The 26420-nt window shown below is 69.1% G+C and carries 28 protein-coding genes; 10 read left to right on the plus strand and 18 right to left on the minus strand.

The genetic code is table 11. From position 1 onward, the window contains the following. Complete coding sequence (locus FB475_RS37360; protein ID WP_185759362.1) at nucleotides 1–516, plus strand: hypothetical protein; 516 nt, start codon at nucleotides 1–3, stop codon at nucleotides 514–516. A gap of 210 nt (nucleotides 517–726) precedes the next feature. On the opposite strand, the gene FB475_RS00390 is transcribed toward FB475_RS37360, so the two are convergent. The 5 genes from FB475_RS00390 to FB475_RS00410 all read right to left on the minus strand — a co-directional run bounded on the left by FB475_RS00390 (nucleotide 727) and on the right by FB475_RS00410 (nucleotide 6569). After that, nucleotides 727–1035: a nuclear transport factor 2 family protein gene (locus tag FB475_RS00390; protein WP_141851399.1), complete on the minus strand. Its 309-nt coding sequence runs from the start codon at nucleotides 1033–1035 to the stop codon at nucleotides 727–729. Then, the gene (locus tag FB475_RS00395; protein ID WP_141851400.1) at nucleotides 1032–2507 is read right to left on the minus strand and encodes a replication-associated recombination protein A; all 1476 of its coding nucleotides are present in this window, start codon (nucleotides 2505–2507) and stop codon (nucleotides 1032–1034) included. The genes FB475_RS00390 and FB475_RS00395 overlap by 4 nt, the downstream gene beginning before the upstream one ends. Before the next feature lie 51 nt (nucleotides 2508–2558). Beyond that, nucleotides 2559–3185 carry a VC0807 family protein gene (locus FB475_RS00400; RefSeq protein WP_141851403.1) on the minus strand — a complete coding sequence of 209 codons (627 nt, stop codon included), beginning with the start codon at nucleotides 3183–3185 and terminating at the stop codon, nucleotides 2559–2561. A gap of 84 nt (nucleotides 3186–3269) precedes the next feature. Further along, nucleotides 3270–5723, minus strand: a complete 2454-nt coding sequence (gene secA2 / locus FB475_RS00405; protein WP_141851405.1) for an accessory Sec system translocase SecA2 — start codon at nucleotides 5721–5723, stop codon at nucleotides 3270–3272. Nucleotides 5724–5768: 45 nt separating this feature from the next. Then, nucleotides 5769–6569, minus strand: coding sequence for a GNAT family N-acetyltransferase (locus FB475_RS00410; protein WP_141851408.1), 801 nt, complete (start codon nucleotides 6567–6569; stop codon nucleotides 5769–5771). Between the two features lie 63 nt (nucleotides 6570–6632). Between FB475_RS00410 and FB475_RS00415 the strand changes: the two genes are divergently transcribed. Continuing rightward, nucleotides 6633–7253 carry an AMIN-like domain-containing (lipo)protein gene (locus FB475_RS00415; protein WP_141851410.1) on the plus strand — a complete coding sequence of 207 codons (621 nt, stop codon included), beginning with the start codon at nucleotides 6633–6635 and terminating at the stop codon, nucleotides 7251–7253. Nucleotides 7254–7261: 8 nt separating this feature from the next. Here the strand turns inward: FB475_RS00415 and FB475_RS00420 are convergent, their stop codons facing one another. After that, nucleotides 7262–9271 (minus strand): GxGYxYP domain-containing protein, encoded by a 2010-nt coding sequence (locus FB475_RS00420; RefSeq protein ID WP_141851412.1) that lies wholly within the window; start codon nucleotides 9269–9271, stop codon nucleotides 7262–7264. Between the two features lie 321 nt (nucleotides 9272–9592). On the opposite strand from FB475_RS00420, the gene FB475_RS00425 reads away from it, so the two are divergent. After that, a complete protein-coding gene (locus FB475_RS00425; RefSeq protein ID WP_141851414.1) occupies nucleotides 9593–9898 on the plus strand; it encodes a hypothetical protein in 306 nt (101 codons plus the stop codon). Next, the gene (locus tag FB475_RS00430) at nucleotides 9895–10161 is read left to right on the plus strand and encodes a hypothetical protein (protein WP_141851416.1); all 267 of its coding nucleotides are present in this window, start codon (nucleotides 9895–9897) and stop codon (nucleotides 10159–10161) included. The genes FB475_RS00425 and FB475_RS00430 overlap by 4 nt, the downstream gene beginning before the upstream one ends. 34 nt (nucleotides 10162–10195) lie before the next feature. Here FB475_RS00430 and FB475_RS00435 read toward each other — a convergent pair whose 3' ends face one another. The 3 genes from FB475_RS00435 to FB475_RS00445 form a co-directional block, all read right to left on the minus strand. Further along, nucleotides 10196–10948, minus strand: coding sequence for a hypothetical protein (locus FB475_RS00435; RefSeq protein ID WP_141851418.1), 753 nt, complete (start codon nucleotides 10946–10948; stop codon nucleotides 10196–10198). 5 nt (nucleotides 10949–10953) lie between these two features. Beyond that, nucleotides 10954–13026, minus strand: a complete 2073-nt coding sequence (locus FB475_RS00440; RefSeq protein ID WP_141851419.1) for a M64 family metallopeptidase — start codon at nucleotides 13024–13026, stop codon at nucleotides 10954–10956. A 75-nt stretch (nucleotides 13027–13101) separates the two neighbouring features. Continuing rightward, on the minus strand, nucleotides 13102–13572 hold the full coding sequence (locus FB475_RS00445) for a hypothetical protein (RefSeq protein WP_141851421.1): 471 nt from the start codon (nucleotides 13570–13572) through the stop codon (nucleotides 13102–13104). A 20-nt stretch (nucleotides 13573–13592) separates the two neighbouring features. Here FB475_RS00445 and FB475_RS00450 point away from each other — a divergent pair, with 20 nt between their 5' ends. After that, nucleotides 13593–14294 (plus strand): class I SAM-dependent methyltransferase, encoded by a 702-nt coding sequence (locus tag FB475_RS00450; protein WP_185758974.1) that lies wholly within the window; start codon nucleotides 13593–13595, stop codon nucleotides 14292–14294. Here FB475_RS00450 and FB475_RS00455 read toward each other — a convergent pair. Then, nucleotides 14279–14632: a GntR family transcriptional regulator gene (locus FB475_RS00455; RefSeq protein ID WP_141851425.1), complete on the minus strand. Its 354-nt coding sequence runs from the start codon at nucleotides 14630–14632 to the stop codon at nucleotides 14279–14281. The two genes, FB475_RS00450 and FB475_RS00455, sit on opposite strands and share 16 nt — an antisense overlap. Nucleotides 14633–14747: 115 nt before the next feature. Here FB475_RS00455 and FB475_RS00460 point away from each other — a divergent pair, with 115 nt between their 5' ends. Next, nucleotides 14748–15413, plus strand: coding sequence for a class I SAM-dependent methyltransferase (locus FB475_RS00460; RefSeq protein WP_185758975.1), 666 nt, complete (start codon nucleotides 14748–14750; stop codon nucleotides 15411–15413). Here FB475_RS00460 and FB475_RS00465 read toward each other — a convergent pair. Next, nucleotides 15406–15972 carry a TetR/AcrR family transcriptional regulator gene (locus tag FB475_RS00465; protein WP_141851429.1) on the minus strand — a complete coding sequence of 189 codons (567 nt, stop codon included), beginning with the start codon at nucleotides 15970–15972 and terminating at the stop codon, nucleotides 15406–15408. The two genes, FB475_RS00460 and FB475_RS00465, sit on opposite strands and share 8 nt — an antisense overlap. Before the next feature lie 39 nt (nucleotides 15973–16011). Here FB475_RS00465 and FB475_RS00470 point away from each other — a divergent pair, with 39 nt between their 5' ends. After that, the gene (locus tag FB475_RS00470; RefSeq protein WP_141851431.1) at nucleotides 16012–16398 is read left to right on the plus strand and encodes a nuclear transport factor 2 family protein; all 387 of its coding nucleotides are present in this window, start codon (nucleotides 16012–16014) and stop codon (nucleotides 16396–16398) included. A 31-nt stretch (nucleotides 16399–16429) separates the two neighbouring features. Here FB475_RS00470 and aspS read toward each other — a convergent pair whose 3' ends face one another. Genes aspS through FB475_RS00485 form a run of 3 tightly spaced genes read right to left on the minus strand, consistent with a single transcriptional unit; the run spans nucleotide 16430 to nucleotide 20216 of the window. Continuing rightward, complete coding sequence (aspS, locus tag FB475_RS00475; RefSeq protein ID WP_141851432.1) at nucleotides 16430–18205, minus strand: aspartate--tRNA ligase; 1776 nt, start codon at nucleotides 18203–18205, stop codon at nucleotides 16430–16432. Continuing rightward, entirely contained in the window at nucleotides 18202–19530 is a 1329-nt protein-coding gene (gene hisS, locus FB475_RS00480) for a histidine--tRNA ligase (RefSeq protein WP_141851434.1), read from the minus strand. The genes aspS and hisS overlap by 4 nt, the downstream gene beginning before the upstream one ends. After that, nucleotides 19527–20216 (minus strand): MBL fold metallo-hydrolase, encoded by a 690-nt coding sequence (locus FB475_RS00485; RefSeq protein WP_141851436.1) that lies wholly within the window; start codon nucleotides 20214–20216, stop codon nucleotides 19527–19529. The genes hisS and FB475_RS00485 overlap by 4 nt, the downstream gene beginning before the upstream one ends. A gap of 235 nt (nucleotides 20217–20451) precedes the next feature. Between FB475_RS00485 and FB475_RS00490 the strand changes: the two genes are divergently transcribed. Further along, nucleotides 20452–21678, plus strand: coding sequence for a DUF349 domain-containing protein (locus tag FB475_RS00490; RefSeq protein WP_141851438.1), 1227 nt, complete (start codon nucleotides 20452–20454; stop codon nucleotides 21676–21678). A gap of 36 nt (nucleotides 21679–21714) precedes the next feature. Here FB475_RS00490 and FB475_RS00495 read toward each other — a convergent pair whose 3' ends face one another. Both FB475_RS00495 and FB475_RS00500 read right to left on the minus strand, forming a co-directional pair. Beyond that, the gene (locus FB475_RS00495; protein ID WP_141851440.1) at nucleotides 21715–22380 is read right to left on the minus strand and encodes an HAD family hydrolase; all 666 of its coding nucleotides are present in this window, start codon (nucleotides 22378–22380) and stop codon (nucleotides 21715–21717) included. A 41-nt stretch (nucleotides 22381–22421) separates the two neighbouring features. Then, nucleotides 22422–23360 (minus strand): GlxA family transcriptional regulator, encoded by a 939-nt coding sequence (locus tag FB475_RS00500; RefSeq protein WP_141851442.1) that lies wholly within the window; start codon nucleotides 23358–23360, stop codon nucleotides 22422–22424. Between the two features lie 70 nt (nucleotides 23361–23430). Here FB475_RS00500 and FB475_RS00505 point away from each other — a divergent pair, with 70 nt between their 5' ends. Both FB475_RS00505 and FB475_RS00510 read left to right on the plus strand, forming a co-directional pair. Next, nucleotides 23431–24063: an HD domain-containing protein gene (locus tag FB475_RS00505; protein ID WP_141851444.1), complete on the plus strand. Its 633-nt coding sequence runs from the start codon at nucleotides 23431–23433 to the stop codon at nucleotides 24061–24063. A gap of 56 nt (nucleotides 24064–24119) precedes the next feature. Next, nucleotides 24120–24983 (plus strand): hypothetical protein, encoded by an 864-nt coding sequence (locus tag FB475_RS00510; RefSeq protein WP_141851446.1) that lies wholly within the window; start codon nucleotides 24120–24122, stop codon nucleotides 24981–24983. Nucleotides 24984–25002: 19 nt separating this feature from the next. Here the strand turns inward: FB475_RS00510 and FB475_RS00515 are convergent, their stop codons facing one another. Together FB475_RS00515 and FB475_RS00520 are read right to left on the minus strand one after the other, a co-directional pair. Then, nucleotides 25003–25572: a GrpB family protein gene (locus tag FB475_RS00515; protein WP_141851448.1), complete on the minus strand. Its 570-nt coding sequence runs from the start codon at nucleotides 25570–25572 to the stop codon at nucleotides 25003–25005. A 4-nt stretch (nucleotides 25573–25576) separates the two neighbouring features. After that, nucleotides 25577–26419: a hypothetical protein gene (locus FB475_RS00520; protein WP_141851450.1), complete on the minus strand. Its 843-nt coding sequence runs from the start codon at nucleotides 26417–26419 to the stop codon at nucleotides 25577–25579. Nucleotide 26420 lies beyond the last annotated feature (1 nt).

Genomic DNA, 26420 nt, shown 5'->3' on the forward strand with positions numbered 1-26420 from the left:
TTGCCGGCGGCTCGTACTTGGGCGCAGTCCTTGTACGTCGGTGTGCTGGTGGGGGTGGTGCTCGGGGTGGTGGAGGTCGCCGGGGTGGTCGTCGGTGACGCGCTCGGTGATGGGGTGCTAGGCGATGGGGTGCTAGGCGATGGGCTGCTCGGTGGTGGGGTGGTGGTTGTCGGGCCGGTGGATGCGGTTGCGGGCGGAGGCGTCGGGCTCGCGGTGGTCGAGGTGCCGGTTGTCGGTGCGGTCGTACCAGCTGTGGTTGGCCCGGCTGTCGCTCCGGTGGTCGTCGGCGCGGTTGTGGGGCCGGTGGTTGCCCGTGCGGTGGTTGTCGGGTCTGTCGTGGTGGTGCCCGCGGTCCCTGGGGGTGCCGCCCAGGTGGGCGGGTCAGGCGTGGCAGTGGCCGCCGGTGGGAGCAGCGACGGGGTGCCGAGCGGCCTCCCGACCGGGAGGGACGGGCGTGCGCCCGACCGCGTCGTACCGTCCGTGCGCTCGACCGTCGGAACCGCCTGCGGTGCCTGACTGCTGGCCGGGTCCGGCCTGCCGAACGGCACGAACAACCACACACCCGCCAGCGCGACCGCAACCGCGGCGACCAGGCCCAGCTTCAGCACCGGCAGACGCCGCCGGCTGTGCCGCGCTCCGAACTTCCGTGCATGTCGACCTAAATGGAACTGCCTCACGACTACCTTTCGCCCCCAGGCCGTTGGGCAGCCTACCGATCCGAACGCCTCAATCGAAGCTCACGATCAGTACCCGTACGGCTCCGTCCGGTGCCCACCGCAGCTCCATCGAGCCCGTTCCCCCGCCTGACCAGCGAAAACGCGCCACGTCGTTACGGTCCTCGACCAACGTCATCGTCTCGGTCGGCGGATTTTCCCGGTACGCCGCCGCGATCGCCGTCCGCCCTTCGAACGGCCCAACCGGAATATCGGCGAACCGCATACTCGCGTCGACGGCGAACCGCTCCGCGAACGCATCCCAGTCGCCACTCACGACGGCCCGATTGAACGCCTCGACATGCTCCGCCACCCGACTCATGGACTGCCTCCGACCTCGCGGTCGCGGAGGATCTTGCGGATGGCGGCGACGCGGTCGGCGTACGACGCTTCGCCGCCGCGGCGGGTGGGGTTGTAGTAGTCGGTGCCGTCGATGACGTCCGGTGCGTACTGCTGGGGGACGACGCCGCGCGGGTCGTCGTGCGAGTACTGGTACGAGGAACCGTGGCCGAGCTTCTTCGCGCCGGCGTAGTGCGCGTCCCGCAGGTGCGGCGGTACCGGACCGACCTTACCCGCCTTCACGTCGGCGATCGCCGCGTCGACGGCCATGATCACCGCGTTCGACTTCGGCGCCAGCGCGAGCGCGACCACCGCCTGCGCGAGGTTGATCCGCGCTTCCGGCATCCCGATCAACTGCACCGCCTCGGCCGCCGCCACCGCGACCCCGAGCGCGGTGGGGTCACCCATCCCGATGTCCTCACTCGCCGAGATCACCAACCGCCGCGCGATGAACCGAGGATCCTCCCCCGCCTCGATCATCCGCGCCAGGTAATGCATCGCCGCGTCGACGTCGGACCCGCGGATCGACTTGATCAACGCCGACGCCACGTCGTAGTGCTGATCCCCCGCGCGGTCGTACCGCACCGCGGCCCGATCAACCGCCGTCTCCAACGTCACCAGGTCGATAACCGCGCGCCGGCGCTCTGCCTCTTCCGTGGCTTCGGCGTCGTCCTCGTTCTGCGCGGTCGCCTCGTCCTGTGTCGCGGCGGCCAGCTTCAACGCCTGTTCGTGCTTGGCGCGGGCACCACCTGCCGCGGCTTCCAGGTAGGTGAGGGCGCGGCGCGCATCTCCGCCTGCCATCCGCAGCAGGTGGTCGCGGGCGTCGGGAGCCAGCTCGAACTCGTCGTTCAGGCCGCGCTCGTCGGTCAGCGCGCGATCGAGCAGCAACGAGATGTCGTCGTCGGTGAGCGATTCCAGGGTGAGCAGGAGGCTGCGCGACAGCAGCGGCGAGATGACCGAGAAGAACGGGTTCTCGGTGGTGGCGGCGACGAGCGTCACCCAGCGGTTCTCGACGCCGGGCAGGAGCGCGTCCTGCTGAGCCTTGGTGAACCGGTGGACCTCGTCGATGAACAGCACCGTCTCGACCGAACCGGTCGCGCGAGCCAGATCGCGGCGGGCTCCGTCGATCACCTGCCGGACGTCCTTCACACCCGCGGTGACCGCCGACAGCTCGACGAACTTCCGGTTCGTCTGGTGCGACACGACGGCCGCGATCGTGGTCTTCCCGGTCCCCGGCGGACCCCACAGCAGCAGCGACATCGGCTGGTCGCCTTCGACCAGCCGCCGCAACGGCGACCCCGGCGCCAGCAGATGCTGCTGCCCGACCAGCTCGTCCAGACTCCGCGGCCGCATCCGCACAGCCAGCGGCGCCGCGGTGTGATCCACGTCCGCCAAGCTCCCGCCCCCACGAGCAGGTGCCGGCGCCCCGGGAAGATCGAACAACCCATCACTCACCCCAGCACCCTATCCACCCGCACCGACAATCCATTCCCGCCAGCCGCCGGATCAGGCGTTCGCGCGGTGCGGGGCGAAGACCTGGTGCCAGGTGCCGCTGCGGTGGAGCAGGACGATGGTGGGGACTTGCAGGGCGACGATCGTCACGACGGTGATGATCGGGTCGGTGGCCGGTACGACGGAGATCGGCAGGGTGTAGGAGAGCACGACGCGGACGATCGCATCGACGACCGCCGCGATACCCCACCACACGGTGATCCACTTCCAGGCTTCTCGGTACCGGGTGTTCGTCGCCCACAGCTCGTCCATGATCGGCGCCCGGCGCGGCATCATGGCGCGGGTCACGACGTACGTCATCGGCTCCGGGTGCCGGAGCGACCACAGCGTGATACCGGCGAACGGAAGGCTGATCCAGGCGTTCCGGACGAGCAGCAACCGCGCGTCCCCACCGACGACCGCGACGACGGTGCTCGCCACCATGCTGATGACGACAGCCATTCCGACCAGGTCGGTACGCCGGCTGCGCACCAGCGACACCGCCGAACTGATCAGTCCTGGGATCACGCCGACGAGCAGTGCGGTCAGGTCGCTCGCACCGAGAGCCTTGAGACCGTAGTACAGGGCAAGCGGGACGGCGATGTCGACGACGAGGAGCCAGGGACCGCGGCGGATGGGCATGACCTCAGGTTCTTCGACCCAGCCGCCGGGACGCATCGAGCCGACGGCTGTCCTGCCCTAGACCAAAGTAGGTGTCAGCGCCGGTTACTTCTTCGGGTCATCCTCGGCGTCCCGGAGCTCTTCCGGTAGCTCGTCGTCGTCGGCCTCGCGGAGCTCCTCGGGGAGGTCGTCGTCGTCGAACTCCTCGGGGAGGATTTCCTCCGGTTCGGCGCCGGACTCGGGCTTGATCGCGTTGCGCAGGCGGCCGAGGATGCGGTCTGCCTCGGTGCCGAACGGGTTGTCGTTGACCAGGTACGTCCAGGTCGCGGTCGGCCGTGGGATGCCGCTGGCCTCCTCGTTCAGGCCCTCCGCGGTGATTTCGGCGGTCTTGAACGTCTCGACCGCGTCGTCCCAGGCATCCGAGATCAACGTGTCGAACGACGCGATCGCGGACTTGTTGAACTCGTCGATCGGCTTCAGGTGCACGATGCCGCCGGCCAGCGAGCGCAGGTGGATGCCCTCGCGCAGGTCGGCCAGGTACGCCAGGTGGTCGGTCCAGCGCCGGTCCAGATGCCCGAGGGCGATCCGCCGCGCGGCGGCCTTCACCACGTCCGCCCCGACCTCGTCGACGAGTTCGTCGTACCGCTCCTTGGCACGCTCGGCGAGCTCGGTCGCGGCGAGGTCCTCGGTCAGTACCTTCTCCCGGGTCTCGAGCAGGATCGCGCGCTGCTGCCCGGTCAGGCGGTTGTACTGCCAGGTGGTCCGGTGCAGTTCGGCGTTGGCACCGTCCGCGACCCGCTGCGCGTGCTCGAGGACGCCGATCGACTTGCGGTCGGTCAGCCGGCCGGCCTCGTCCGGGTGCGGACGCAGGCCGGAGGACACCGAGTACCGCGTGACGAGCTCGTCGCCGAGCGAGGCGAAGAACAGCGTCCCGCCCGGGTCGCCCTGCCGGCCGGCGCGCCCGCGCAGCTGGTCGTCGAGCCGCCGGGACGCATGCAGGCCGGTACCGATCACGTACAGGCCACCGAGCTCGATGGCCTTCTCCTTGTCGTGCGACTCGTCCTTGCCGCCGAGCCGGATGTCGGTACCGCGGCCGGCCATCTGCGTCGACACGGTGACCGTCCCCGGCACACCGGCGTCGGCGATGATCGCCGCCTCTTCGGCGTCGTTCTTCGCGTTCAGTACGACGTGTTCGATCCCGGCCGCCGCGAGCCGGTCGCTGAGCTGCTCGGACTCCTCGACGCTGTGCGTGCCGATCAGGATCGGCCGTCCGGTCTCGTGCACCTCGCCGATGTGCTTGACCAGCGCCTCGTTCTTCTGGTCGACGGTCAGGTACAGCCGGTCCGGATCGTCGACCCGGATGTTCGGCTTGTTCGGCGGTACGACGGCCACCTCTACGTCGTAGAACTCCTGCAGCGACTCGCCGACCACGACCGCGGTACCGGTCATGCCGCACAGTGTCTTGTACCGCTTGATCAGCGCCTGCACGGTGATGCTGTCCAGCACCTCGCCGGAGTCGCTGACCGGGACGGCCTCCTTCGCCTCGACGGCAGCCTGCAGACCGTCGGGCCAGCGCTGCAGCTTCGCGATCCGGCCGCGGTTGTTGTTGATCAGGCTGACCTTGCCGTCGCGGACCAGGTAGTCGACGTCCTTGCGCAGCAGCACCTCGGCGTGCAGCGCGACGTTGACCTGGGTCAGCCGGTCCAGGTTCTCGTCGTCGTACAGGTTGATGTCCCCGAGCGCGGCCTCGACCTTGTCGGTGCCCTTGTCGGTCAGCCCGACGGTCCGGCCGTCGCCGTCCACCTCGTAGTCCACGCCCGCGCGCAGCGTCCGGACCAGCTGGACGACGTCGTCGTCGAGCGCCTCCGAGCGGGTCGCGCCGGCCAGCACCATCGGGACGCGGGCCTCGTCGATCAGGACCGAGTCGGCCTCGTCGACCAGCGCCACGTCCGCCTCGAGCGTGACCCGGTCCGCGACGTCGGTGACGAGGCGGTCCCGCAGTACGTCGAAACCGATCTCGGTGACCGGTACGTAGCAGACCTCGGCCTGGTACGCCTCGCGCCGTTCATCCGGGGTCGACGCCTGGCCGACGTGCGACACGGTCACGCCGAGCAGCTCGTACACCGGGCTCATCCACTCGGCGTCACGTTTGGCCAGGTAGTCGTTCACCGCGAGCACGTGCACCCGGCGGCCGCCGACCGCGTACCCGGCCGCGGCGATCGCGCCGGCCAGAGTCTTGCCTTCACCGGTCGCCATCTCGACGATCCGGCCCTGCAACATCGCCAGCGCGCCGACGACCTGGCCGTCGAACGCCCGCTCGCCGATCGCCCGCCGGCCGGCGTCCCGGGCCAGCGCGAGGAACTCGATCTGCTCGTCCTCGTGCAGCCCGCCGGTGGTGCGCAGTTCCGCGACCGCCTCGGTGAGCTCTTCGTCGGTCAGGGAGAGGACCGATTCCTCCGCCTCGCCGACCAGCTGGGTGAGCTGTTCGTACGGGCCGAGATCGATCGAGCCGGGGCGCTGCAGCAGCCGGCGGAAGCGGGAAGCGATTTTCAAGGCCATGATGCTGGCAACGTACAGCGTTGGGCCGTCGTTCCGCGCGTCAGGTCAGGGTGTCCATTCGTACGGGGTGGTAACGGTTACCGCGTGCAGGCCGAGTTTCTGCAGGATCGGGCGGGAGTCCTCGGAGGCGTCGACGCGGAGGAATTCGTAGCCGCGGTCCTTCGCCAGGCGGGCGCGGTGGCTGAGCAGAGCGGAGTAGAGGCCCTTGCGCCGCCATTGCGGCAACGTGCCGCCGCCCCACAGGCTGGCGAATCCGGTCCCGGGATGGAAGCGCACCCACGCCGCCGACAACGCCGGGCCGCCGGTGAGCACGTCCTCGACCAGGAACACCGACAGGCGGTCCGGGAACATCCGTGCCTCGCCCTGCAACTGCTCGACGATCCGCGCCAGCCCGCTGTCCCACAGCGTGTGGGTCAGCTCGGCGATCCGCCGGTAGTCGTCAGGGCCGTCGGCCTCGCGCAGCCGGACCTTCGACGGCAGCGCGGACGGTCGCTCGAGGACCCGGTCGACCTCGCCGAGGATCAGCGTCTCCGGGGTCTCGCGGCTGAACCCCGCCCGGACCAGCCGCTCCCCCAGGTCGGCCGGTTCGTCGTACGCGTACGTCTTCCATTCGAACGGGAGCCCGCGCTCGCGGAAGAACGCCAGCTCCTGCGCGATCACCGCGTCGGGGTCGTCCCCCAGCCCGCGTGGCGCCTCGACGAACCCGGCACCGTCCGGCCCTTCGACGTACGACCGATGGACGACACCTCCTGGGCCGACATGCTCCTGCTTCCACCCCGGAATCGCGTCCGCGTCCGGGAGCCGGATGCGGCGGTGGAACACGTCGAGCAGCTCGTCAGGAGTCATCTGCGCAGTCAACCAACTGCCGCGGGGCTGCGTCTAACCCATTGTCCTGAGAGGGGGGACATCATGAACATCCACCACATCACCCGCAAGACGATCCTCGCCACACTCACCGTGCTGGCCGTCCCCGCCGCCGCGTTCGCCGCGCCCGCGCTGACCGGATCGTCCGCCGCCCCCCGAACGACTTCAGTCAGCACCGCCGCCGCCTCCTGCCCACGCGGTTGGGGATCGCTGCCGGAGGTCAACAACCACGTACGGTCGCCGCTGTCGAAGCCGCCGACGACCGTCACCGGTGTCCGCACCGGGCGCCACGCCTGCTTCGACCGGCTCGTCGTCGACCTCACCGGCGGCGCCACCGGGTACGACGTGCGCTACGTGAGCAGCGTCCGGCAGGACGCTTCCGGCCGGCTCGTCCCGCTCCGCGGCGGCGCCCGGCTGCGGATCGTCGTCCGCGCACCGGCGTACGACATCAGCACCGGTCGCGCGACGTACACGCCCAGGAACGCGAATGAACTGGCGAACGTGAGTGGGTACAGCGCGTTCCGGCAGGTCGCGTTCGCGGGGAGTTTCGAGGGGCAGACGACGCTCGGGCTGGGCGTCCGGGCCCGGCTCCCGTTCCGCGTGTTCACGGTCCCGGGGCCGGGCTCGCACGCCCGCCTTGTGGTGGACGTCGCCCACCACTGGTAATCAGTTGCCTACAGCACCCGGTTGAGCAGGTCGTAGAAACTGTTCGCCAGCACCAGTTCGTACGGATCGCCGAGCAACGCACCGAGTTCGGCCATGTCGGACGGCGCCCACGACCAGGCGCCGATCAGTCCCGAGATGAACAACGGCTTGGTACCGTCCCAGCCGGCGATCCGCTGGTCCAGCGCGGCCTTGAACTCGGCCGCCCTACCGGGTGCTCCCCATCCGCCGGTGATCGGGATGCCGCCGTGGCGGACGGTCAACGTGTCGCCGTCCCACGTCTGCATGATCCCCTTCGTCGGGGTGTAGTCGGCGTACCCCTTGGCGATCTCCTCGGACAGCTGCACCCACGTGCCGTTCGCGCGGCCGCTGTATGCGTAGACGATGTCGAGCCCGGTACGGCGCATGAACGAACCCGACATCTTCAGGTACTGCGTGAGCTCGGCCGGGGCCCACGACGCCGGGTAGGTGTAGCCCGCGCCGGACGGGCCGCAGACCAGCAGGTCGTTCGCGGTCGCCGTGCGCTGGAAGTAGCTGTAGATGTTCGGGCCGGCCTCGGCCAGTAGCGGGTCGATCGTCCAGTTCGTCGGTACTTCGCCGCGCTTCGGGTCGTCCCAGATCTCCCGCAGGCGGCGCTGGCAGTACTGGATGTTGTCGCCCTCGCCGAACGTCAGCGTCAGGTAGACCTTGTTCTTCGGCTTGTCGATCCGCTTGATCGGACGGGGCTTCGGCGAGATCGGTGAGGTGCAGCCCGCGTGCACGCTGCCGTTCATGTAGAAGTCGGCCGCGACCACGGGCGATCCGCCCTTGCTCGCGAGGTCCACGCCGTCCCACTCACCGGAGACGTCGTTCGCGAACCAGCCCATGTACGGCGCCAGCGTCGGCCACTTCGCGTAGTGCTCGATGAGCAGGTCGCCGGTCGCACCGCCCGGTGGTAGCCAGCTCACCAGGGCCTTGGTGGCCACCACGTAGTCGCGGAAGTACGGGAACGGCTCGACCCGGGTGGGCGACGTGTCGGTCGCGCTGACCAGGTACTGGTTCCACATCTCCACGGTGACGACGAGAGACGTCGTACCGGCCGGTGGTGCGATGCGGTAGATCCAGTAGTTGCCGCCGTCGGCGAACCGGTTGCCCTCCCCGCCGATCGAGGAGTGCGAGCCGTCGAACAGGTACGGCGCCTCTTCCGGCGTGTTCGGCTCGAAGGTGGCGATCACGGTGTCGTTGGCCTTGATCGACACGTGCCGTACCGACGCACCCCAGCCGTCGTCGGTGAACGAGTCCGCGAACCGGACGTACACGGCCTCCTTGCCGAGCTTCGCGGAGACGTCGAGGTTGTAGGTGCCGCGGTTCGACGAGTCCCGGATCTGCTGGGTCTCGCGGGCGATCTCCTGCCAGACAACGCCTTCCACGTCGACCACACGGGTCGGCGGGAGACCGGCCAGGAGCTGCTTGGTGACCCGCGGGAACAGGTTGTCCAGCTGCCACCGGTACGTCTTCACGCGGTCGTCGTCGAACATCCCGCGCAGGTCCTTCACGATCTTCAGGCCGTATGCCTTCGCCTGGTCCGCGTCGGCGACGACGGAGTTCTCCAGGCCGGCCAGCGTCGTCGCCACGTTCAGCGAGTCCGGTACGGCGGCGTCGTACACGATCGCGCCGCGGATCCGGTGCCGGTACTTCGCGACCAGGTCCATCGGGTTCTTGTACAGCTTCGTCGGCAAGCGCATGTCGGACAGCCACTTGGCGTCCGGCACACTCTCGGTCCCGGTGTCGTAGATGAAGTACAACTCCGGTTCGGAACGGTTGACCACGCCTTGCAACGTTGTCAGCAGGGTCTGGTCCTGCCCGCTGAGCTTGCTGACGTCGCCGTAATCCAGGTGTCGTGGGCGGTTGAACACCGGCAGCAGCCGAGCGGGGCTGCCGGACGTCGATGAAACTGCAGCTTCTGCGGTAGAAGCGAAAGGCTGGACCAGCCCCGCCGTGACCGCACCGCTGCCCGCCAGGAACGCACGTCTCGAAACCATCGCGACCACTCCCTGAGGTTGACATCGATGTCAAATCAGCCCGGAATCTAGCAACCCCGAGAGAGCGTGTACATAGCTCGCGGCAGACTGCTGGAATCGTTTCCGTGGCTCGCCCTCGACCGATCGGGCCGGGCGTTGGGTCCGAGACGTTGAGCGCGAACGCAAATCGCTGACGGCCGGAGCTCGGTCGAGGAAGGTCAAAAACCCTTGTGTGCTTGGGGTTGTGCGGCTCCGGGAGCAGTCGGAGACTGACCGCAAGGGCCCGTCCGCCCCGGGGTCTGCGACCTGCCGGTCAAACCCTCAGTCGCACCGAGGTGCCTGATGACCCAACCCCCGCCCGCACCAACGCCCTGTCCGATCCTGCACCTGGATCTCGGTCCGCTGGACCTGAACCTTCTGGGCCTGCACGTCCACCTGAACGAGGTGATCCTGAACGTCGAAGCGATCCCCGGCCCGGGCAACCTGCTGGGCAACCTGTTGTGTGCCATCGCCGGACTGCTGGACGGTGTCGATCTCAGCGGCGTGCTGGGCAACCTGCTGCAGAACCTGATCGACGCCTTGATCCGGCTGCTGCAAAGCCTCGGTGCCGGCGCCGGTGCCGCCCGTCCGATCACTCCACCCGCGTGACCGAGCCGGTCGACGAATCCACCCGGCGCGTCGAGCAGGCGGCCGCGGACCTGGCGGAGCTGCGACGGCAGCTGCTGCGAGCGGGAGAGGGACAGCTCGCTCCGGCAGAGCTGCGTGCGTCGCTCGAGGCGTACTGGCACACCCACCGGCCCGTCCTCGTCGCACTGGCCACGGCGCTGGGCGAGCAACTCCGGCTCCAGACGCTGGAGGCACTCACCCAGTGGCGGGACCAGCCGGCCACACGAGATCGGGACCGGAGATAGGTCATTGCCTCTCCCCGGTCCCGATCGGCTCTCGTCAGTTGCCGGTGCCGGTGCGGCCGCCTCGGGCTTCGATGGCGTCCGGGACGGTGGAGGCCGGGAGGCCTACCAGTTCGGCTACCTGGGTGAGGCGGCCTTGGAGTTGGGCGGCCAGTGGTGCGGCGCCTACGTGATCGGTGGTGCTCGGGTCGTCGATGCGGTGCAGACGGACGTGGATGTCGCCGCGGGTCTGTTCGGTGATGTCGGCGGCCGGTACGCGCGCCGTGAATTCGTAGATCTCCCGCGGCGTCACGTTGTGGCCGCGCTGCTCCGCCGGTCCTTCGAGGTTCGGGAAGGACCGTTGCGTGTTCGGGTCCGCGACAGTGCCGGCGTGCAGCAGCCGATCCTGGTACGTGACTTCGTACGCGTCGGCGCCGTGGAACGTCGCCGACTGTGCGAGCGGTCCGTCGACCAGGTGGCTGTCGACAACGGTCAGCCGGTCGCCGCGGACGCGGATCCGCAGCCGGACGTACTGCTCGTCCGGTGCGCCGGTACGACGGGTGTGCGCGGGCTGCTGATCCGGCCAGGCACCGGCCGGGCGCGCTGCCTCGCGGGCGCGGGCGGCCGCGGCGTGGTCGTACGCCGGCTTCGTCGCGCGCGTCGAGTCCGGGCGCAGCTCGTCACCCTTCACCGGTCCGGCGTGTGGCGGTACGGCGGCGTGCTGCCGGCGTACCTCGCCCGCCGGGGCTTTCGTCGGCCGGCTGTCCGGCCTCGCCGCGCGTTCCGCGGGGCTGCCTTTCGAATGCTTCATCGTCCTCACCAGTTCCGGCCGTAGCGGTAGTTGTGGATCCAGCGGTAGTAGATGCGGTCGAGCGTGATCCCCCGCCGGCCGTCGATGACGCCGAACCAGTCGGTGTTGTGCACGTACAACTGCGGCTTGCCGGAGCGCCCGGTCATCCGGGCCGGTTCGAACCGGTCGACCGAACCGAGATTCCACTCCCCGACCCAGTCACCGACGTAGTCGGCCTTCAGCCCGGCCCCCGAACTCAGCATCCGCCCGAGGTACTCCGTCGACCAGTCCTGGTAGTTCCACACCCACAGGTCGCAGCGCCCGGTCCCGTCGATGTCGGCCGCGAAGAACTGGTCGTGCCGGCCGAGACCGTCCCAGCCCGGTACGTCGCCGTCGTAGCGGTGCACGTACGCGAGCCCGGAACCGGTCGAGCGGAACATGCCGAGGTACGCCATCGACCAGTCGTCGCCGTTGAACACGAACAGGTCGCACTTGCCGTCGCCGTCGAAGTCGCCGAGGATCAGCCGGTCGTGCTGGGCGAGGCCACCCCATCCCGGGATGTCACCGTCGTAGCGGTGGATCATCGAGTACCCGGCCGAGCTCGCGCGGAACAGGCCGACGTAGGCCATCGACCAGTCGTCGCCGTTGAAGATCGCGAGGTCGTCGGTGCCGTTGCCGGTCAGGTCACCGACGAAGAACTCGTCGTGCCGGGCCAGCCCGCCCCAGCCCGGGATGTCACCGTCGTAACGCTGACTGACCCAGAACCCGTTACCGGTCGAGCGGAGCAGACCGACGTACGGCATCGACCAGTCGTCGGTGTTCACCACCACCAGGTCGTCGCTGCCGTCGCCGTTCAGGTCGGCGACCAGGAAGCGGTCGTGGGCGGCGAAGCCTCCCCAGCCGGGGATGTCGCCGTCGTAGCGCGCGACCAGCCGGAGGCCGCCGGCGCCGTCGGACTTGAGCAGCCCGAGGTACGGCATCACCCAGTCGACGCCGTTGAAGATCGCGACCTCGTCGGTGCCGTCGCCGTCGAAGTCACCGACGTACACCTGGTCGTTCGGCATGAACTGCCAGGAGCCCGGGACCCGTTCGACCGCGCTGAAGCTGTGCTCGAGCGCGGTGCCGTCGGCGCGGAACAGCTGGATCGACGTGCCGTGGTGCAGCAGCAGGTCGCTGCGGCCGGTGCCGTAGAAGCGGCCGGCGTACGCGTTCCGGAAGGTGTGCTCGGTCTCGTGGTCGCGGGCGGTCTTGATCGAGGTGTAGCAGACCGGGCAGTACGGCGGCGTGTTGCTGTTCATCCGGCAGTTCTCGACCGGGCGGTAGATCCCGGTGTTCATCGTGCCGCCGCCCTCGAACAGGCCGACGTCGGTGTTGCTGTTCCAGTCGGCCGGGCGCGGGCCGTTGTTGTAGTTCGCCGCCGAGCCGGTGCCGGTCGGCAGCGGGGTGCTCGGCGCGATCAGGTTCGCCCACTTGGTGGTCGCCCGGTCGGTGATCGTGGTCAGGTTGATCCAGCCCTGCTCACCACCGGTGTACGCGCCGCCGGCCGAGTACTCGTCGGCGAAGCCGCCGATCCCGTGGCCGAACTCGTGCGCGATCACGGTCCAGTTAACGCCCATCGGGACGTGCGCCCGGCCGCCGCCACCGCAGCCGCCGTAGTTCGGGTTGTTGAGTACGACGAGCAGCTCGTTCCAGTCCGGCACCCACTTGTTCAGCGCGGCCTGGATCCGCGCCTCGGTGTCCGGCCCGTACTCGAGCCAGCAGTGCGCCCAGGACCCGCTGAAGATCATCCCGAGCGCGGTGTCGTGGATCGTCTCCGAGGCGATCGTGTCGTCCGACGGGTCGGTCGGCGTACCGTGCTCGTCGTACGTCCGGGTACTGACGCCGGAGTCGACGGAGTCCAGGTTCACCCGGTAGATGTTGTACGCCGACGCGTCCTCACTGAAGTAGTCGTGCCCGAAGACGCCGTCGATCAGCGTCGTCTGCACCCAGTTGTTGTACGCGACCTGATCGACCGCGGTGAACCCGTCCCCCAGCACCGCGATGTTCCGCTTCACCCCAGGCGGCCCTGCCTTGCGCAGCACAGTCATGCTGTCAGCCATTGCTCCCCCTAACCCAGTGGCGCCCCCAACGAACACCCCTACTCGGGCGGAGGGTTCACCGGCGCCGGTGATACATCAGGGTTTGCGGCGGGGGAAGCGGGAGCGGAACGTGCCGTCGTACTCGAGCTGCATGTAACCGGACGAGTGCACGCCGACCGCGAAGAACGCGACCAGCACGAAGACGATCCCGGCAATGGCCGAGATGTGCCAGAACGCCGCGGCGATGCCGACGAAGGCCGACCCCTGCGCGACCGCCTTCGCGAACGAAACGAGCCTCGACCGGGTCACCCGGTGCCGGTACTCCTCCTGCAGGTTCAGGATCAGAAGCGCCGCGAGCAACGGGATCGACACCGCGAACGCGACCACACAGATCGTCGCCGTCAGATCGAGCGGCTGCACGGTCAGGAACGGCTGCACCACCACCAGCCCAGCGGCACCGAGCCCGCCGTACGTCAGATTGGACTGCCGGATCCATTCCTGCTGAGCAGCCGGATCCGAGGTCGCCTCCGCCACCTCAGCCTTAATCCGCTCGATCTCATCCTCCATGGCGAGCAATAGTAGGGCCCGTGAGGTATTACTACGCCGAGCACCAGACGGCCTACCGGCGGCTGCGGGAGGAGGGGTTGACGCAGTGGAACGATCTGTTCGGTGAGAGCTGGACCTTCGACGACTTCCCGAACCGGGAGTTCCTGGAGAGCGTTCTCGGTCGGTTGCCGGCTGGGGGCTCCGTGCTCGAGTACGGGTGTGGGACCGGGCCGGCGGCGTGTTTCCTTGCGGAGCGGGGATTTCGGGTCGATGCGATCGACCTGATCCCGGAGGCGATCGAGTTGGCTCGGGGGTTTGCTCGGGAGCGCGGCGTGCACGTGAACTTCTCGGTGCAGGACGTATGCGCGTTCCCTGCGGGGAGTAAGCGGTACGACGTGGTGCTCGACAGCTACTGCCTACAGTCGATCGTGACCGACGCCGACCGCACACGGGTACTCCAGGCCGTGCGCGAACGGCTCGACGGGTACTACGTCCTCTCGACGGCCGTGCACGACTCGGAGCGCGTCTACGACGGCGGCTTCCGGTACGACCCGCGCACCGGCATCTGCTACCAGGAGATCGCCGGGCCGGCCGAGGACGCCGTACGGTTCGACGGCAGCTGGTACCTCCCGCACCGGCGGCACCTGCGACCGGAAGCGCTCCGGGACGAACTGGAACGCGCGGGGCTGCACGTTGTCGAGCAGGAGGGCGGCGACCTCGTCGCCCGCTACCAGGCGCGTTGAAGGATCTCGGTGGCCTCGGCGAACGAGAGGCCCGCCTCGTGGGCGGCCTGGGCCAGCTTGGCGGCGGCCGCGTGGGTGGCGGCGTCGTTGATCTGGCTGCGGGACGCGAGGACGAACGTGCCGTTGCGGCCGCGGGTCTCCACCAACTGGTCGGCCTCCAACTCCTTGTAGGCGCGGGCAACCGTGTTCACCGCCAGTCCGAGGTCCAGCGACAGCTGCCGTACGGTGGGCAGCCGGGTGCCGCGCGCGAGTTCCCCGGAACGGATCAGCGCCTCGAGCTGAGAACGCACCTGCTCGTACGGCGGCGTCAGCCCAACCGGGTCGACCGTAATGTCCATCCGCTCAGCATCTCAGCTGAATCCCGCCGCCGACGCCCACACCACGAGCCGGAGATACTTTCGGCACGTACCGAAAGACTACCCGGGACGGGAACGCCGGCGGACCGTCGACCCTATGAGAGTCGGACAAGGTGGTACCGGGCCGGGAGCGCACACGCGCGACGGCAGCGCGGTGGAGTTGTACGAGGTCACGCCGGCGCACGGTGAGGACGAAGTGATCGACGCGGCGATCGACCCGCACAGCAGCATCCTCGAGCTCGGGTGTGGGGTCGGGCGGATCACCCGGCCGCTCCTGGCCCGGGGGCACCACGTGGTCGCGGTGGACGAGTCGCCCGAGATGCTCGCGCGGGTCACGGGCACCGAGACGATCTGCTCGACGATCGACGAATTGCGGCTGGACCGCCGGTTCGACGTCGTGCTGATGATGTCGTTCCTGATCAACGTCGCCGACGACGCCGAACGCCTCCGGCTCCTGCGGACGTGCGCGCACCATGTGCGCCCCGGCGGGTCGGTCGTCCTCCAGCAGGAGATCGCCCGGCACGCCCCTGCCGTACTCGAGGACGAACACCGCAAACTCGTCATCGCCGACGTCGAGGACCTCCCCGGCGGGGCTCAGGCGGCGACGTTGACCCACATCGTCAACGGGCGTTCCTGGTCGCAGCGGATCGTCACCAGGTACCTGTCCGAGGACGAACTGACCGCCCAGCTGGCCGCGGCCGGCCTGCAACTCGGCGGCTACCTCACGCCTGATCGGATGTGGGTCAGAGCGCACCTCAGCTGAAGCACAGCCGCCCCACAGACTCCTCGAACGCGGCGCCGGCCGCAGCCGCGGTCATCCGCCCGGCCGACAGCTCACCGGCCGCCGCATGACCGATTGCCAGCACCGCCGCGACCAGCCAGTCGACGGTTGCCGCCGGCGCGAGCAGCTCCGCGGCGGCGGCGCGCTGCAGCACCTCCCGGAGTCCGCCGGTGATCGGCTCGTGGGCGGCTCGGTCGGCGCCGCTGCCGCGGTGCGCGAACAGCGCCGGGTTGAGCAGCGCGGGGTTCGCCTCGATCACCCGCCACGACCTGGTGGCCCATTCGGCGACGGCCGCCCGCGGCTCGTCTGGAAGCGCCGTACCGGTCAGCTGCGAGGCCACCTCGCGTGTCACGCGCTCGACGATGTGGTCGAACAGGTCGCCCCGGCGGTCGAAGTGCGCGTACAGCGTCTGCCGGCTGACCCCGGCGCGCGCGGCGATGTCGGCCAGCGAAGGGTCCTGGCCGGCGGCCAGCAGTTCCTCCGCGGCGCGGACGATGCTCACGGCGTTCGCCTGAGCGTCTTCGCGCTTTTTCCTAGACATGCTTGTCAAGGTTAGCGGATCGGGATTACCTTGACATACATGTCAAAGATAAACTCGATCCGTACCGAGACCGATCTCGTCGACTATCTGACCAGGTATCCCGTCGAGGTGGCCTTCGGCTCCGACCCGCCCGAGGACGTGTTCGATCGCTACCACCGCGAGGACTTCCTGATGGTCAACGACGGGGTCTCGCTCGACCGGCAGCGGTTGATCGCCCACGTCCGCCCGGCCCGCAAACGGGCGACCTCCGTCGAGGTCGAGGTGCACGACGCGGTCGTCGGCGAGGGCTTCGCCGCGGCGCGTTACACACTGACCGCGACGATGCGCAAGGGCAGCCCGATCGTGACCGAGATCCGTGCGTTCAGCACTCTCGCCGAGGACGGCCGTCTGCTCCGCACCGAGCAGTTCACGGACATCACGAGCTGACCGGTCAGCGCCGGTCAGCTCGGGGTGGTCGTTACTTTTCCTTGGGTTCCGGCTTGGCGTCGACGCCTGCTTCCTTGCGCTGCTCCGGGGTGATCGGGGCCGGGGCCGCGGTCAGCGGGTCGAAGCCGCCGCCGGACTTCGGGAACGCGATCACGTCGCGGATCGACTCGGTACCGGCCAGCAGTGCGGTGATCCGGTCCCAGCCGAACGCGATGCCGCCGTGCGGCGGGGCGCCGAACTTGAACGCGTCGAGCAGGAAGCCGAACTTCTCGGTCGCCTCCTCGTCGCTGAGGCCCATCACCTTGAAGACCCGCTTCTGCACGTCCTCGCGGTGGATACGGATCGACCCGCCACCGATCTCGTTGCCGTTGCAGACGATGTCGTACGCGTAGGCCAGCGCCGACCCCGGGTCGGTGTCGAACGTCTCCAGCGACTCCGGCTTCGGGGACGTGAAGGCGTGGTGTACGGCGGTCCAGGCGCCGGACCCGACCGCGACGTCACCGGCGGCGGTCGCCTCGTCGGCCGGCTCGAACAGCGGCGCGTCGACGACCCACACGAACGACCAGGCCGACTCGTCGATCAGACCGCCACGGCGGCCGATCTCCAGCCGGGCCGCGCCGAGCAGCGCCCGCGACGTCTTCACCGGACCCGCGGCGAAGAAGATGCAGTCGCCCGGCTTCGCGCCGACGTGGTCGGCGATGCCCGCGCGCTCCTCCTCGGACAGGTTCTTCGCGACCGGCCCGGCCAGTTCGCCGTCCTGCCCGACGAGTACGTACGCCAGCCCGCGGGCGCCGCGCTGCTTCGCCCACTCCTGCCACGCGTCGAGCTGCTTGCGCGGCTGGTCCGCACCACCCGGCATCACGACGGCACCGACGTACGGCGCCTGGAACACCCGGAACGGCGTGTTCTTGAAGTACTCCGTGCACTCGACGAGCTCGAGGCCCATCCGCAGGTCCGGCTTGTCGGAGCCGAACCGCGCCATCGCCTCGCCGTACGTCATCCGCGGGATCGGCGTCTGGACCTCGTACCCGACGAGCTTCCAGAGCGCGATCAGGATCTCCTCGGCGAGCGCGATCACGTCGTCCTGGTCGACGAAGCTCATCTCGATGTCGAGCTGGGTGAACTCCGGCTGCCGGTCGGCACGGAAGTCCTCGTCGCGGTAGCAGCGGGCGATCTGGTAGTACCGCTCCATCCCGGCGACCATCAGCAGCTGCTTGAACAGCTGCGGCGACTGCGGGAGCGCGTACCACGAACCGGGCTGCAGCCGGGCCGGAACCAGGAAGTCGCGGGCTCCCTCCGGCGTCGAGCGGGTCAGCGTCGGCGTCTCGATCTCGACGAAGTCGTGCTGGGCGAGCACCTCACGCGCGGCCTGGTTGACCTTGCTGCGCAGGCGGATCGCCGTACCCGGACCTTGCCGGCGCAGGTCGAGGTACCGGTACTTGAGCCGGATCTCCTCGTTCACCGGGGTCGCGTGGTGCTCCTCGACCGGGAACGGCAGCGGGGCGGCCTCGTTCAGCACCTCGACCTCGTTGGCGATCACCTCGATCTCACCGGTCGGCAGGTTCGGGTTCGCGTTGCCCTCCGGCCGCGGCGACACCTCGCCGACGATCTTCAAGCAGTACTCCGAACGCAGGCCGTGCGCCGCGTCCTCGTCCCGGATCACGACCTGGACGGTGCCGCTCGAGTCGCGCAGGTCGATGAACGCCACGCCGCCGTGATCGCGCCGCCGCGCCACCCAGCCCGCGAGTACGACGGTCTCGCCGGCGTGCTCGGCACGCAGCGAACCAGCGGAACGGTTACGGATCACGACTTCTCCTCTGTGATGATGCTTGGACGTAGGTCTTCGGCGGGCGGGGCCCAGGTGGCGGCGTCGGCCGCGACCTGCTCACCGCTGCGGATGTCCTTCACTTCAGGCCCGTTCTCGGTGCTGAACCAGACGAACGGAATCCCCCGCCGATCGGCGAACTTGATCTGCTTCCCGAACTTCGCAGCGCTCGGCGCAACCTCCACCGGCACACCGCGTCCCCGCAACTGCGCGGCTGTCCGCATGGCTTCCGGCCTGTCCTCTTCAGAGTTCAGGGCGATGAGCACAGCCGTCGGCGTACGGCGATTCGCTTTCAGCAGGCCCTTCGAGATCAACCGGTGCACGAGCCGCGACACGCCGATCGAGATACCGACACCGGGGTACGTCGTCTTGCCGTCCGAGGCGAGCGAGTCGTACCGGCCTCCGGAGCAGATCGACCCGTAGCCCTCGTCCCCGATCAGCTGCGTCTCGTAGACGGTGCCCGTGTAGTAGTCCAGCCCGCGCGCGATCTTCAGATCGGCGACGAGCAGACCCGGGGCGTGTTCGTTCGCCGCCGTCATGATCTGCGACAGCCGCTCGAGCCCCTCGTCGAGGATCTCGTGCTGCACCCCGAGCGCCCGCACCTGATCCGCGAACGACGCGTCGGTGCTGGAGATCTCGGCGAGCCGCAGTACCTGCTTGGCGGTCTCCGCGGGCAGGCCGGCCTCGGTGAGCAGTTCGGTCACCTTGTCCGGGCCGATCTTGTCGAGCTTGTCGACGATCCGGAGCGTGCCGGTGATGTCCTCGATGCCGAGGCCGCGGTAGAACCCCTCCGGGATCTGCCGGGTGTTCACCTGGATCCGGAACGGCGGGATCGGCAGCTTGCGGAACGCGTCCGCGATCACCAGCGGCAGCTCGACCTCGTAGTGGAACGGCAGCTCGCCGCTGTCGATGATGTCGATGTCGGCCTGGGTGAACTCGCGGTACCGGCCCTCCTGCGGGCGCTCGCCCCGCCAGACCTTCTGGATCTGGTAGCGCCGGAACGGGAAGACCAGCTTGCCGCTGTGCTCCAGGACGTACCGCGCGAACGGTACGGTCAGGTCGAAGTGCAGGCCGAGGGCCGCGTCCTCGTCGGCGTTCGCCGCCAGCCGCCGGACGCCGTAGATCTCCTTGTCGGCGTCCTCGCCCTGATTGGACAGCCGCTCGACCGGCTCGACCGCACGGGTCTCGATCGAGGCGAAACCGTGCAGCTCGAACGTCTCCCGGATCGTGTCGAGGAACTGCAATTCGACGATGCGATCCGACGGTAGGAATTCGGGGAACCCGCTGAGTGGGGTCACCTTGCTCATAGGTTTGGTATCTCCAGGTCCTGCAAGTAGGGGTTGGTCGCCTTCTCCCGGCCGATCGTGGTCTGGCCACCATGACCCGGCAGGACGACGATCTCGTCGCGCATCGGCAGGATCTTGGTGGCCAACGTATGCAGCATCGCCGGATGGTCGCCGCCTGGCAGATCCGTCCGGCCGATCGACCCGGCGAACAACACGTCACCGGAGAACAGCACCGCGGGCACCTCTTCGGGCCCGTCGTACGGGGTGGTGAAGGTGACCGACCCGCGGGTGTGCCCGGGGGTGTGGTCGACGGTGAAGTCCAGGCCCGCGAGCTCCAGGCTCAGCCCGTCCTTGAGCTCCGCGACGTCGTCGGGCTCGGCGAACGAGTGGTTGCCGCCGAGCAGCATCCGCGCCGTCTCCGGGCTGATCCGGGCCATCGGGTCGGCGAGCAGGTGCCGGTCGTCGGGGTGGATCCAGGCGGTCGCGTCGTACGTCCCGCAGACCGGGAGCACCGAGAACATGTGGTCGATGTGACCGTGCGTCAGCAGCACCGCGACCGGTTTGAGCTTGTTCTCGCGGACGACCTGCTCGACGCCCGCGGTCGCGTCCTGTCCCGGGTCGATCACGATGCATTCCGCGCCCTGGCCGGTGGCGACGACGTAGCAGTTCGTACCCCACGACCCCGCGGGGAACCCGGCGATGAGCACGACAAGCCTTCCTGGAACCGTTCTGGACCCACCAAGGCTACCGGTCCGCCCGCGGTGAGTTCGAACCGGATTGTGACTCAACACCGTTGCGCCTGAGCTGGGAGTTTGTGATTGTTCAGGGATAGGCGTCGAGTAAGCGGCTCGACGCGCCCAAGGCGGGTCCTGTTCGCGCGTTGGACCGGGGACTGACCAGAATGGGCACGAGCGCAGTGCATACCGCCGGAAGGGGCGAGTTGTGGCCGGAGAGAACTGGGGCCGGGTAGCCGAGGACGGAACGGTCTTCGTACGGACGAAGGACGGTGAACGGGCGGTCGGCCAGTGGCCGGACGCGAACCCCGAAGAGGCGCTCGCCTTCTACACCCGCCGCTACGACGCGCTGGCGTTCGAGGTCGAGCTGCTGGAGCAGCGGGTCCAGGCGGGTACGGTCTCGCCGGACGACGCGCGCGCCGCGGTCAAGAAGGTGAGCAGCTCGCTGGAGGACGCGCAGGCGGTCGGCGACCTGGACGGCCTGCGGGACCGGCTCGACGCGCTCACCCCGCTGGTCGCCCAGCAGCGCGAACGGCGCAAGGCCGAGCGGGCCGCGAAGGTCGAGGAGGCGCGCGCCGCCAAGACCAAGATCGCCACCGAGGCCGAGACGATCGCGGCCGGCACCGACTGGCGGCACGGCGTCACCCGGCTGCGCGAGCTCCTGGACGAGTGGAAGGCGCTCCCCCGGCTGGACAAGTCGTCCGACGACGAGCTGTGGCACCGGTTCTCCTCCGCGCGGACGACGTACACGCGGCACCGCAAGCAGCACTTCGCCGAACTGTCCTCCAAGCGGGACGAAGCCGCGCAGGTGAAGGAGCGGCTGGCCGCGGAGGCCGAGTCGCTCGCCTCCTCCACCGACTGGGGGCCGACGTCCGGCCGCTTCCGGGATCTGATGCGGCAGTGGAAGGCCGCCGGCCCGGCACCGCGTGAGGTCGACGACAAGCTCTGGGCCCGCTTCCGCGCCGCCCAGGACCTGTTCTTCGGCGCGCGGGACGCCGTACAGGCCGAGGAGAACGCCGAGCAGGTCGAGAACCTCAAGGCCAAGGAGGCCCTGCTCGTCGAGATCGAGAGCATCCTGCCGGTCGAGGATGCCCGGACGGCCCGCGAGCAGCTCCGCGACTACCTGGACCGCTGGGACCAGATCGGCAAGGTACCGCGCGACTCGATGCGGACCATCGACGCTCGCCTGCGTGCCGTTGAACAGGCCGTGAAGTCCGCCGAGGACGAGGTCTGGAACCGCAGCAACCCCGAGGCCCGGGCCCGCGCCGAGGCCACGGTCAAACAACTGCAGTCCCTGATCGCCGACCTGGAGAAGCAGGCCGCCAAGTTCGAGTCGCAGGGCAACACCCGCAAGGCCACCGAAGCCCGGGAAGCCATCGCCGCCCGCCGCGAATGGCTGACGCAGGCCCAGAACGCCCTGTCCGACTTCAGCTGACCGGCTTCCGGTCTCGGCGGGGCGGTTGTCGGGCGCTCAGGCCAGGGGCGTGTCGTCGAGTGCCTGCCGGAGGTCGGCGGGTGTGTCGTACAGGGCGATCGCGCCCGCATCCCGCAGTTCGTCGTCGCCGAAGCCGCCGGAGCGGACGACGACCGCGGGCATGCCTGCGTTGTGTGCAGCCTTGACGTCCCAGACCGAGTCGCCGATCACGACACTCGGGGAGTCCGGCGACACGCCGAGCTTCTTCAGGGCGACCTGCAACAGGTTCGGCGCCGGCTTGGAGGCTTCGACGTCCGCGCTGGTCGTCCACTCGTCGACGATGTCGCGAGCGTCCAGCTTGTCCAGGAACGCGTCGACGTGGTGCTCCTGCGCAGAGCTCGCCAGCACGAGCCGGTGGCCGCGCTCCTTGATCGCCAGCAAGAGCTCACGGGCCCCCGGCAACAGCGCCATCTCCTCGAGCAGCGCGTCGACCTCTTTACCCTGCCGCTCCCGGACCTGATCGCCGACGCGACTCTCCAGCTCGTCGCCGCCGAGCTCGGTGACCAACTGATCCCCACCCATCCCGATCAGCCGATGCAACCGCCACACCGGATACGTTTCCCCCACCGCCCGCAACGCTCGATACCAGGCAAGCGCATGCTGATAGTTGGAATCAACCAGCGTGCCATCGATGTCCACGACCGCGATCACAGAGTCACTCACTCCCCAGCGGTACCCGTCCATCCGCCCGTCAACCGGATCCGTCAGTCCACCACGCGGAAACAGGCACGGTAGTTCGCCGGTGAGGTGCCGACGTAGCGGTGGAAGGCGGCGCGGAACGCTGCCGGGGTTCCGAGGCCGCTGAGCCGGGCGATCTGCTCGACCGGGCCGACCGTCGTCTCCAGGAGTTCGCGCGCCCAGTCGATGCGCGCCGCGGTCAGCCAGGCCATGGGCGACGTACCGGTCTCCTGCTGGAAGCGCCGGATGAACGTCCGGCGCGACATGTGTGCTCGGCCGGCGAGCTCGTCGACGGTCTGCGGCTTCGCGAGGTTGTCGAGCATCCAGCCGCGGACCGCCGCGAGGTCGTCGCCGTGCGCGGGCGGGCGGAGCCGTTCGACGTACTGCGCCTGACCCCCGGAGCGCTGCGGTGGTGCGACGAGCGATCGCGCGCGGGCGTTGGCTGCTGCGGCGCCGTAGTCCTGCCGGATGATGTGCAAGCACAGGTCGACGCCTGCGGTGACTCCAGCTGAGGTGAGGATGTCGCCGTCGTCGACGTACAGGTCGTTCGGCCGTACGTCGATGCGGGGGTACCGGCGCTGCAGCAGTCCGGCTTGCTGCCAGTGCGTCGTGGCCGGGCGCCCATCGAGCAGTCCGGTGGCGGCGAGTGCGAACGCTCCCGTACAGATCGAGACCAGGCGAGCGCCGCGCTCGTGCGCCGACCGGATCGCGTCCAGTGCGGCCGGTGGGACCAGTGCTTCCGGGTCCTCGAACCCTGGGATCGCGACGGTGTCCGCGTTGGACACCGCTTCCAGTCCCGCGGGGGCGTTGACGGTGAAGCCGCCGCACCGCACCGGGCCACCGGCTGGATCGGCGCAGACGGTGACGTGGTATTGCTCGCCGAAGACCTGCGTCGGTATGCCGAGATCGAGCGGAAGGACACCGGGCAGCGCCAGTACCGCGACCTGGTGCCGTGGTGCCGTCATGGCACGATACTAGCGATGGTCGGCCCGCGTGCCACTGGGAAGGCGGCGGCGGGGCTCATAGCGTGCGGGCATGGATTTCTCGCTCGAGCTGCCGACCGGGCAGTTGGCCACGGCGATCCTCGCCACTGTGACGGCTTCCGTGACGAAGCCGATTCTCAATCACAGCGTGCGGAGCTTTATCTTCGCCCAGCTCGTCGCGGCGTCCGACGGGTGCCTCCAGGATCCGGCGTACGACACGGACCTGCTGTTCGCGGCGACCGTCATGCATGATCTGGGCACCGGCGAACAGGCTCCCGGCAAGTCCCGCTTCGAGGTGGAGGGCGCGGACCTGGCTGCGAAGCTGCTGTCGGCGCACGGGGTCGCCGCGCCCGACGTCGACCGCGTCTGGGAGGCGATCGCTCTGCATACCTCGGCGGGCATCGCCGAACGCCGCGGTCTGCTGAGTTTCCTCACCCGCGAAGGTGTAGCCGTCGACTTCGGCCGCGACGTGGAACGCGTCATGGAGTGGGCTCCGCAGATCCACGCCGCCTATCCCCGACTGGCCATGGCTCGCTCGCTAACCGATGCGATCGTCGCCCAAGCGGCCAGATCGCCCAACGCAGCTCCGTACTATTCCTTCCCCAGCGCGCTCCTGCACGAACGCAGTTCCACCGGCACCACAGCCCTCGAACAGGCCACCATCGCCTCGCCCTGGGGCGAGTAGCGGCCGGCTGTGGACAACGCTGAGCACGGTCTTGCGAATTCGGCGATCATGCCGGGATGCTTCCCGCTGACTTCCCGTACTTCTTCTGTGGGCAGCCGTTCCGGCCTTATCAGGTGGGGCGGAAGCTCAAGTGGCTGCTCGGGCTCGGTGACGTCCGCCAGGTGATGAAGGGCGTGTACGTCGACGTCCGGGTGCCCGACTCGCCGCAACTGCGGGCCGACGCGATGCGGCTGGTCACGCCTGAGGACGGGGTCGTGTGCGGGGCGGCCGCCGCGTGGTTGCACGGGCTCGACACGACGGCGCTGGGACCTGCCGAGCTCGTGGAAGCCCAGTGGACGCGGAAGGCGCGCGACGAGGTGCAGGTGTACGGCGTACGCGTTACCAGCCCGATCGACACCGCGGTGGAGTTGGCGATGCGGCTTCCCCGCCCGTTCGCACTGTCTGCGGTCGACGCGTTCCTCCGTACTGGCAAGACCGACCTGTTCGCGCTCCGGGCCGCCTCAGCCGCGTACGAAGGCCGCCCCGGGTACCTCCAGGCCCAGGACATCCTCCGCTGGGCCGACCGCCGTGCCGCCTCCCCCGCCGAATCCTGGCTCCGCCTCCGCCTCATCGACGCCGGCTTCGGCCGCCCCCAGCCCCAGGTCCGCGTCCTGGGCCGCAACCGCACCTACCGCCTGGACCTCGGCTACCCCGACAACCCGATCGACGGCCGCCGCCTGGGCCTGGAGTACGACAGCGACGCCTGGCACTCCACCACCAAACAACAACTGAAAGACGAGACCCGCCGCACCGAACTAGCCGCCCTCGGCTGGCACATCATCCCAGTCCACCGCCCCGACCTCTGGGGCCGCTACCCCGCCCTGGAACTAGCCGTAGGCAGCTTCCTCTGCCAACACCCCCGCCTCCCCCGCCGCTGGTGACGTCCTCGGTCGCACCACCTCAGCTGACGGTCCAGTTGGTTTGGGTGGACCAGTGTTCGGCGGATTGCATGAGGAGGGTGGTGGCGGGGGCTTTGATTTGGCCGTAGTCGAAGATGTCGGGGACGGATTGGGCCAGGCGTTGTTTGAAGGCGCCCCAGGCGGTGCGGGCGGCTGGGTTGGCGCGGAGGTAGTCGCGGAACAGTAGGGCGAAGCGGGTGTTGGGGCCGGTGGCCAGGCGGAAGTGGATGTTGGTGGGGCGTTCGCCGATGGGTGGGGCGAAGACGAGCTTGTCGCAGGCCTGGCCGTTGGAGGTTTCGGTGCGGTTCCACGGTTCGGGGCGGCAGCGGAAACCGGCGGACTCCATCAGGTCGACCAGGTACGGCGAGAGCTCCGCGACCCGGACCTGGGCGTCGATGCAGTTCTTCGCCGCAAGCCCGGGTACGGACGTGGAGCCGACGTGATCGATGGCCAACGCCAGGTCTCCCAGTACGCCGCGGAGTCGCGCGGCGAGGTGGTCGAATTCGTGCGGCCATTCGGGGTCGTAGTCGACGACGCGGACACCGGAGCCCAGCTCATCCTGAAACGGCATGAGGTCATCGTGGCAAGTGGACCGGTTCACCGCGCTGAGGGGACCAGGGCGGTGAACCGGCGAGCGGCAGTTTGGTTCGGATCTTTCGGCGATGGACGAGGTAGAGGATGGTCAGGAGGAGGGCGGTGAAGGTTGCGGTGATTGGGAGGGTGTAGTTGGGGTGTGAACTAGGGGTGGTGGGAGCGGAGTCGCTGTAGCCGCCTGCCAGGCCGGAGGTGTTGTACTCGGAGCCGGGGAGCTTGGTGGCGTAGCGGTGGGCTACTAGGGCTTGATAGGCGGGGATCGTGATCGGGTTCGGGCCGATCGACTTGATGGCTGATGCGTTCAGGGGGCGGATGTGGGTCGCGGTCAGGACGTACCAGGCGCCTAGCTGGGGTTCGGTGAAGACGGTTGCGCCACCGGCCGCGGCCACCATCGTCGCCTCGGTGTTGCCGGAGGCAACGTTCACCGCTTGCCATCCGCCGTGCTTGTCAGGAGCTGTGTAGACGGTCACGGCGCGGCCGCCGGCAGTCGCGCTGGTGGCGGCGTACCAGAACGTGGCGACGGGCGCCGATGCGTCGCGAACGAAGTCGGCGTTCAGCGCGTAGATCGGATGCGTGTCTAACGCAACTGTCGTGCCGGCCTTCGCGGCACCGCTCTTCGCGGTATCGCCGGACGTGCCGCCGGCCTTGGCCAGCAGGCTGAGCGCGGTCGCCGACCGCGCGGCGGTGGTTGCCTTGGACAACGCCGCCGGTGCAACTGGCTGCGGTCCGGCGGCGCCCGCGAAACCGGCGGCACCGACCGCGAAGCCGAGGGCGGCGGCCAATACGGCGGCGTAACGGAGCAGGATGTTCTTAGGAGCGCGCATG

Origin of the sequence: Kribbella jejuensis (assembly GCF_006715085.1) — a bacterium.
Classification (GTDB): domain Bacteria; phylum Actinomycetota; class Actinomycetes; order Propionibacteriales; family Kribbellaceae; genus Kribbella; species Kribbella jejuensis.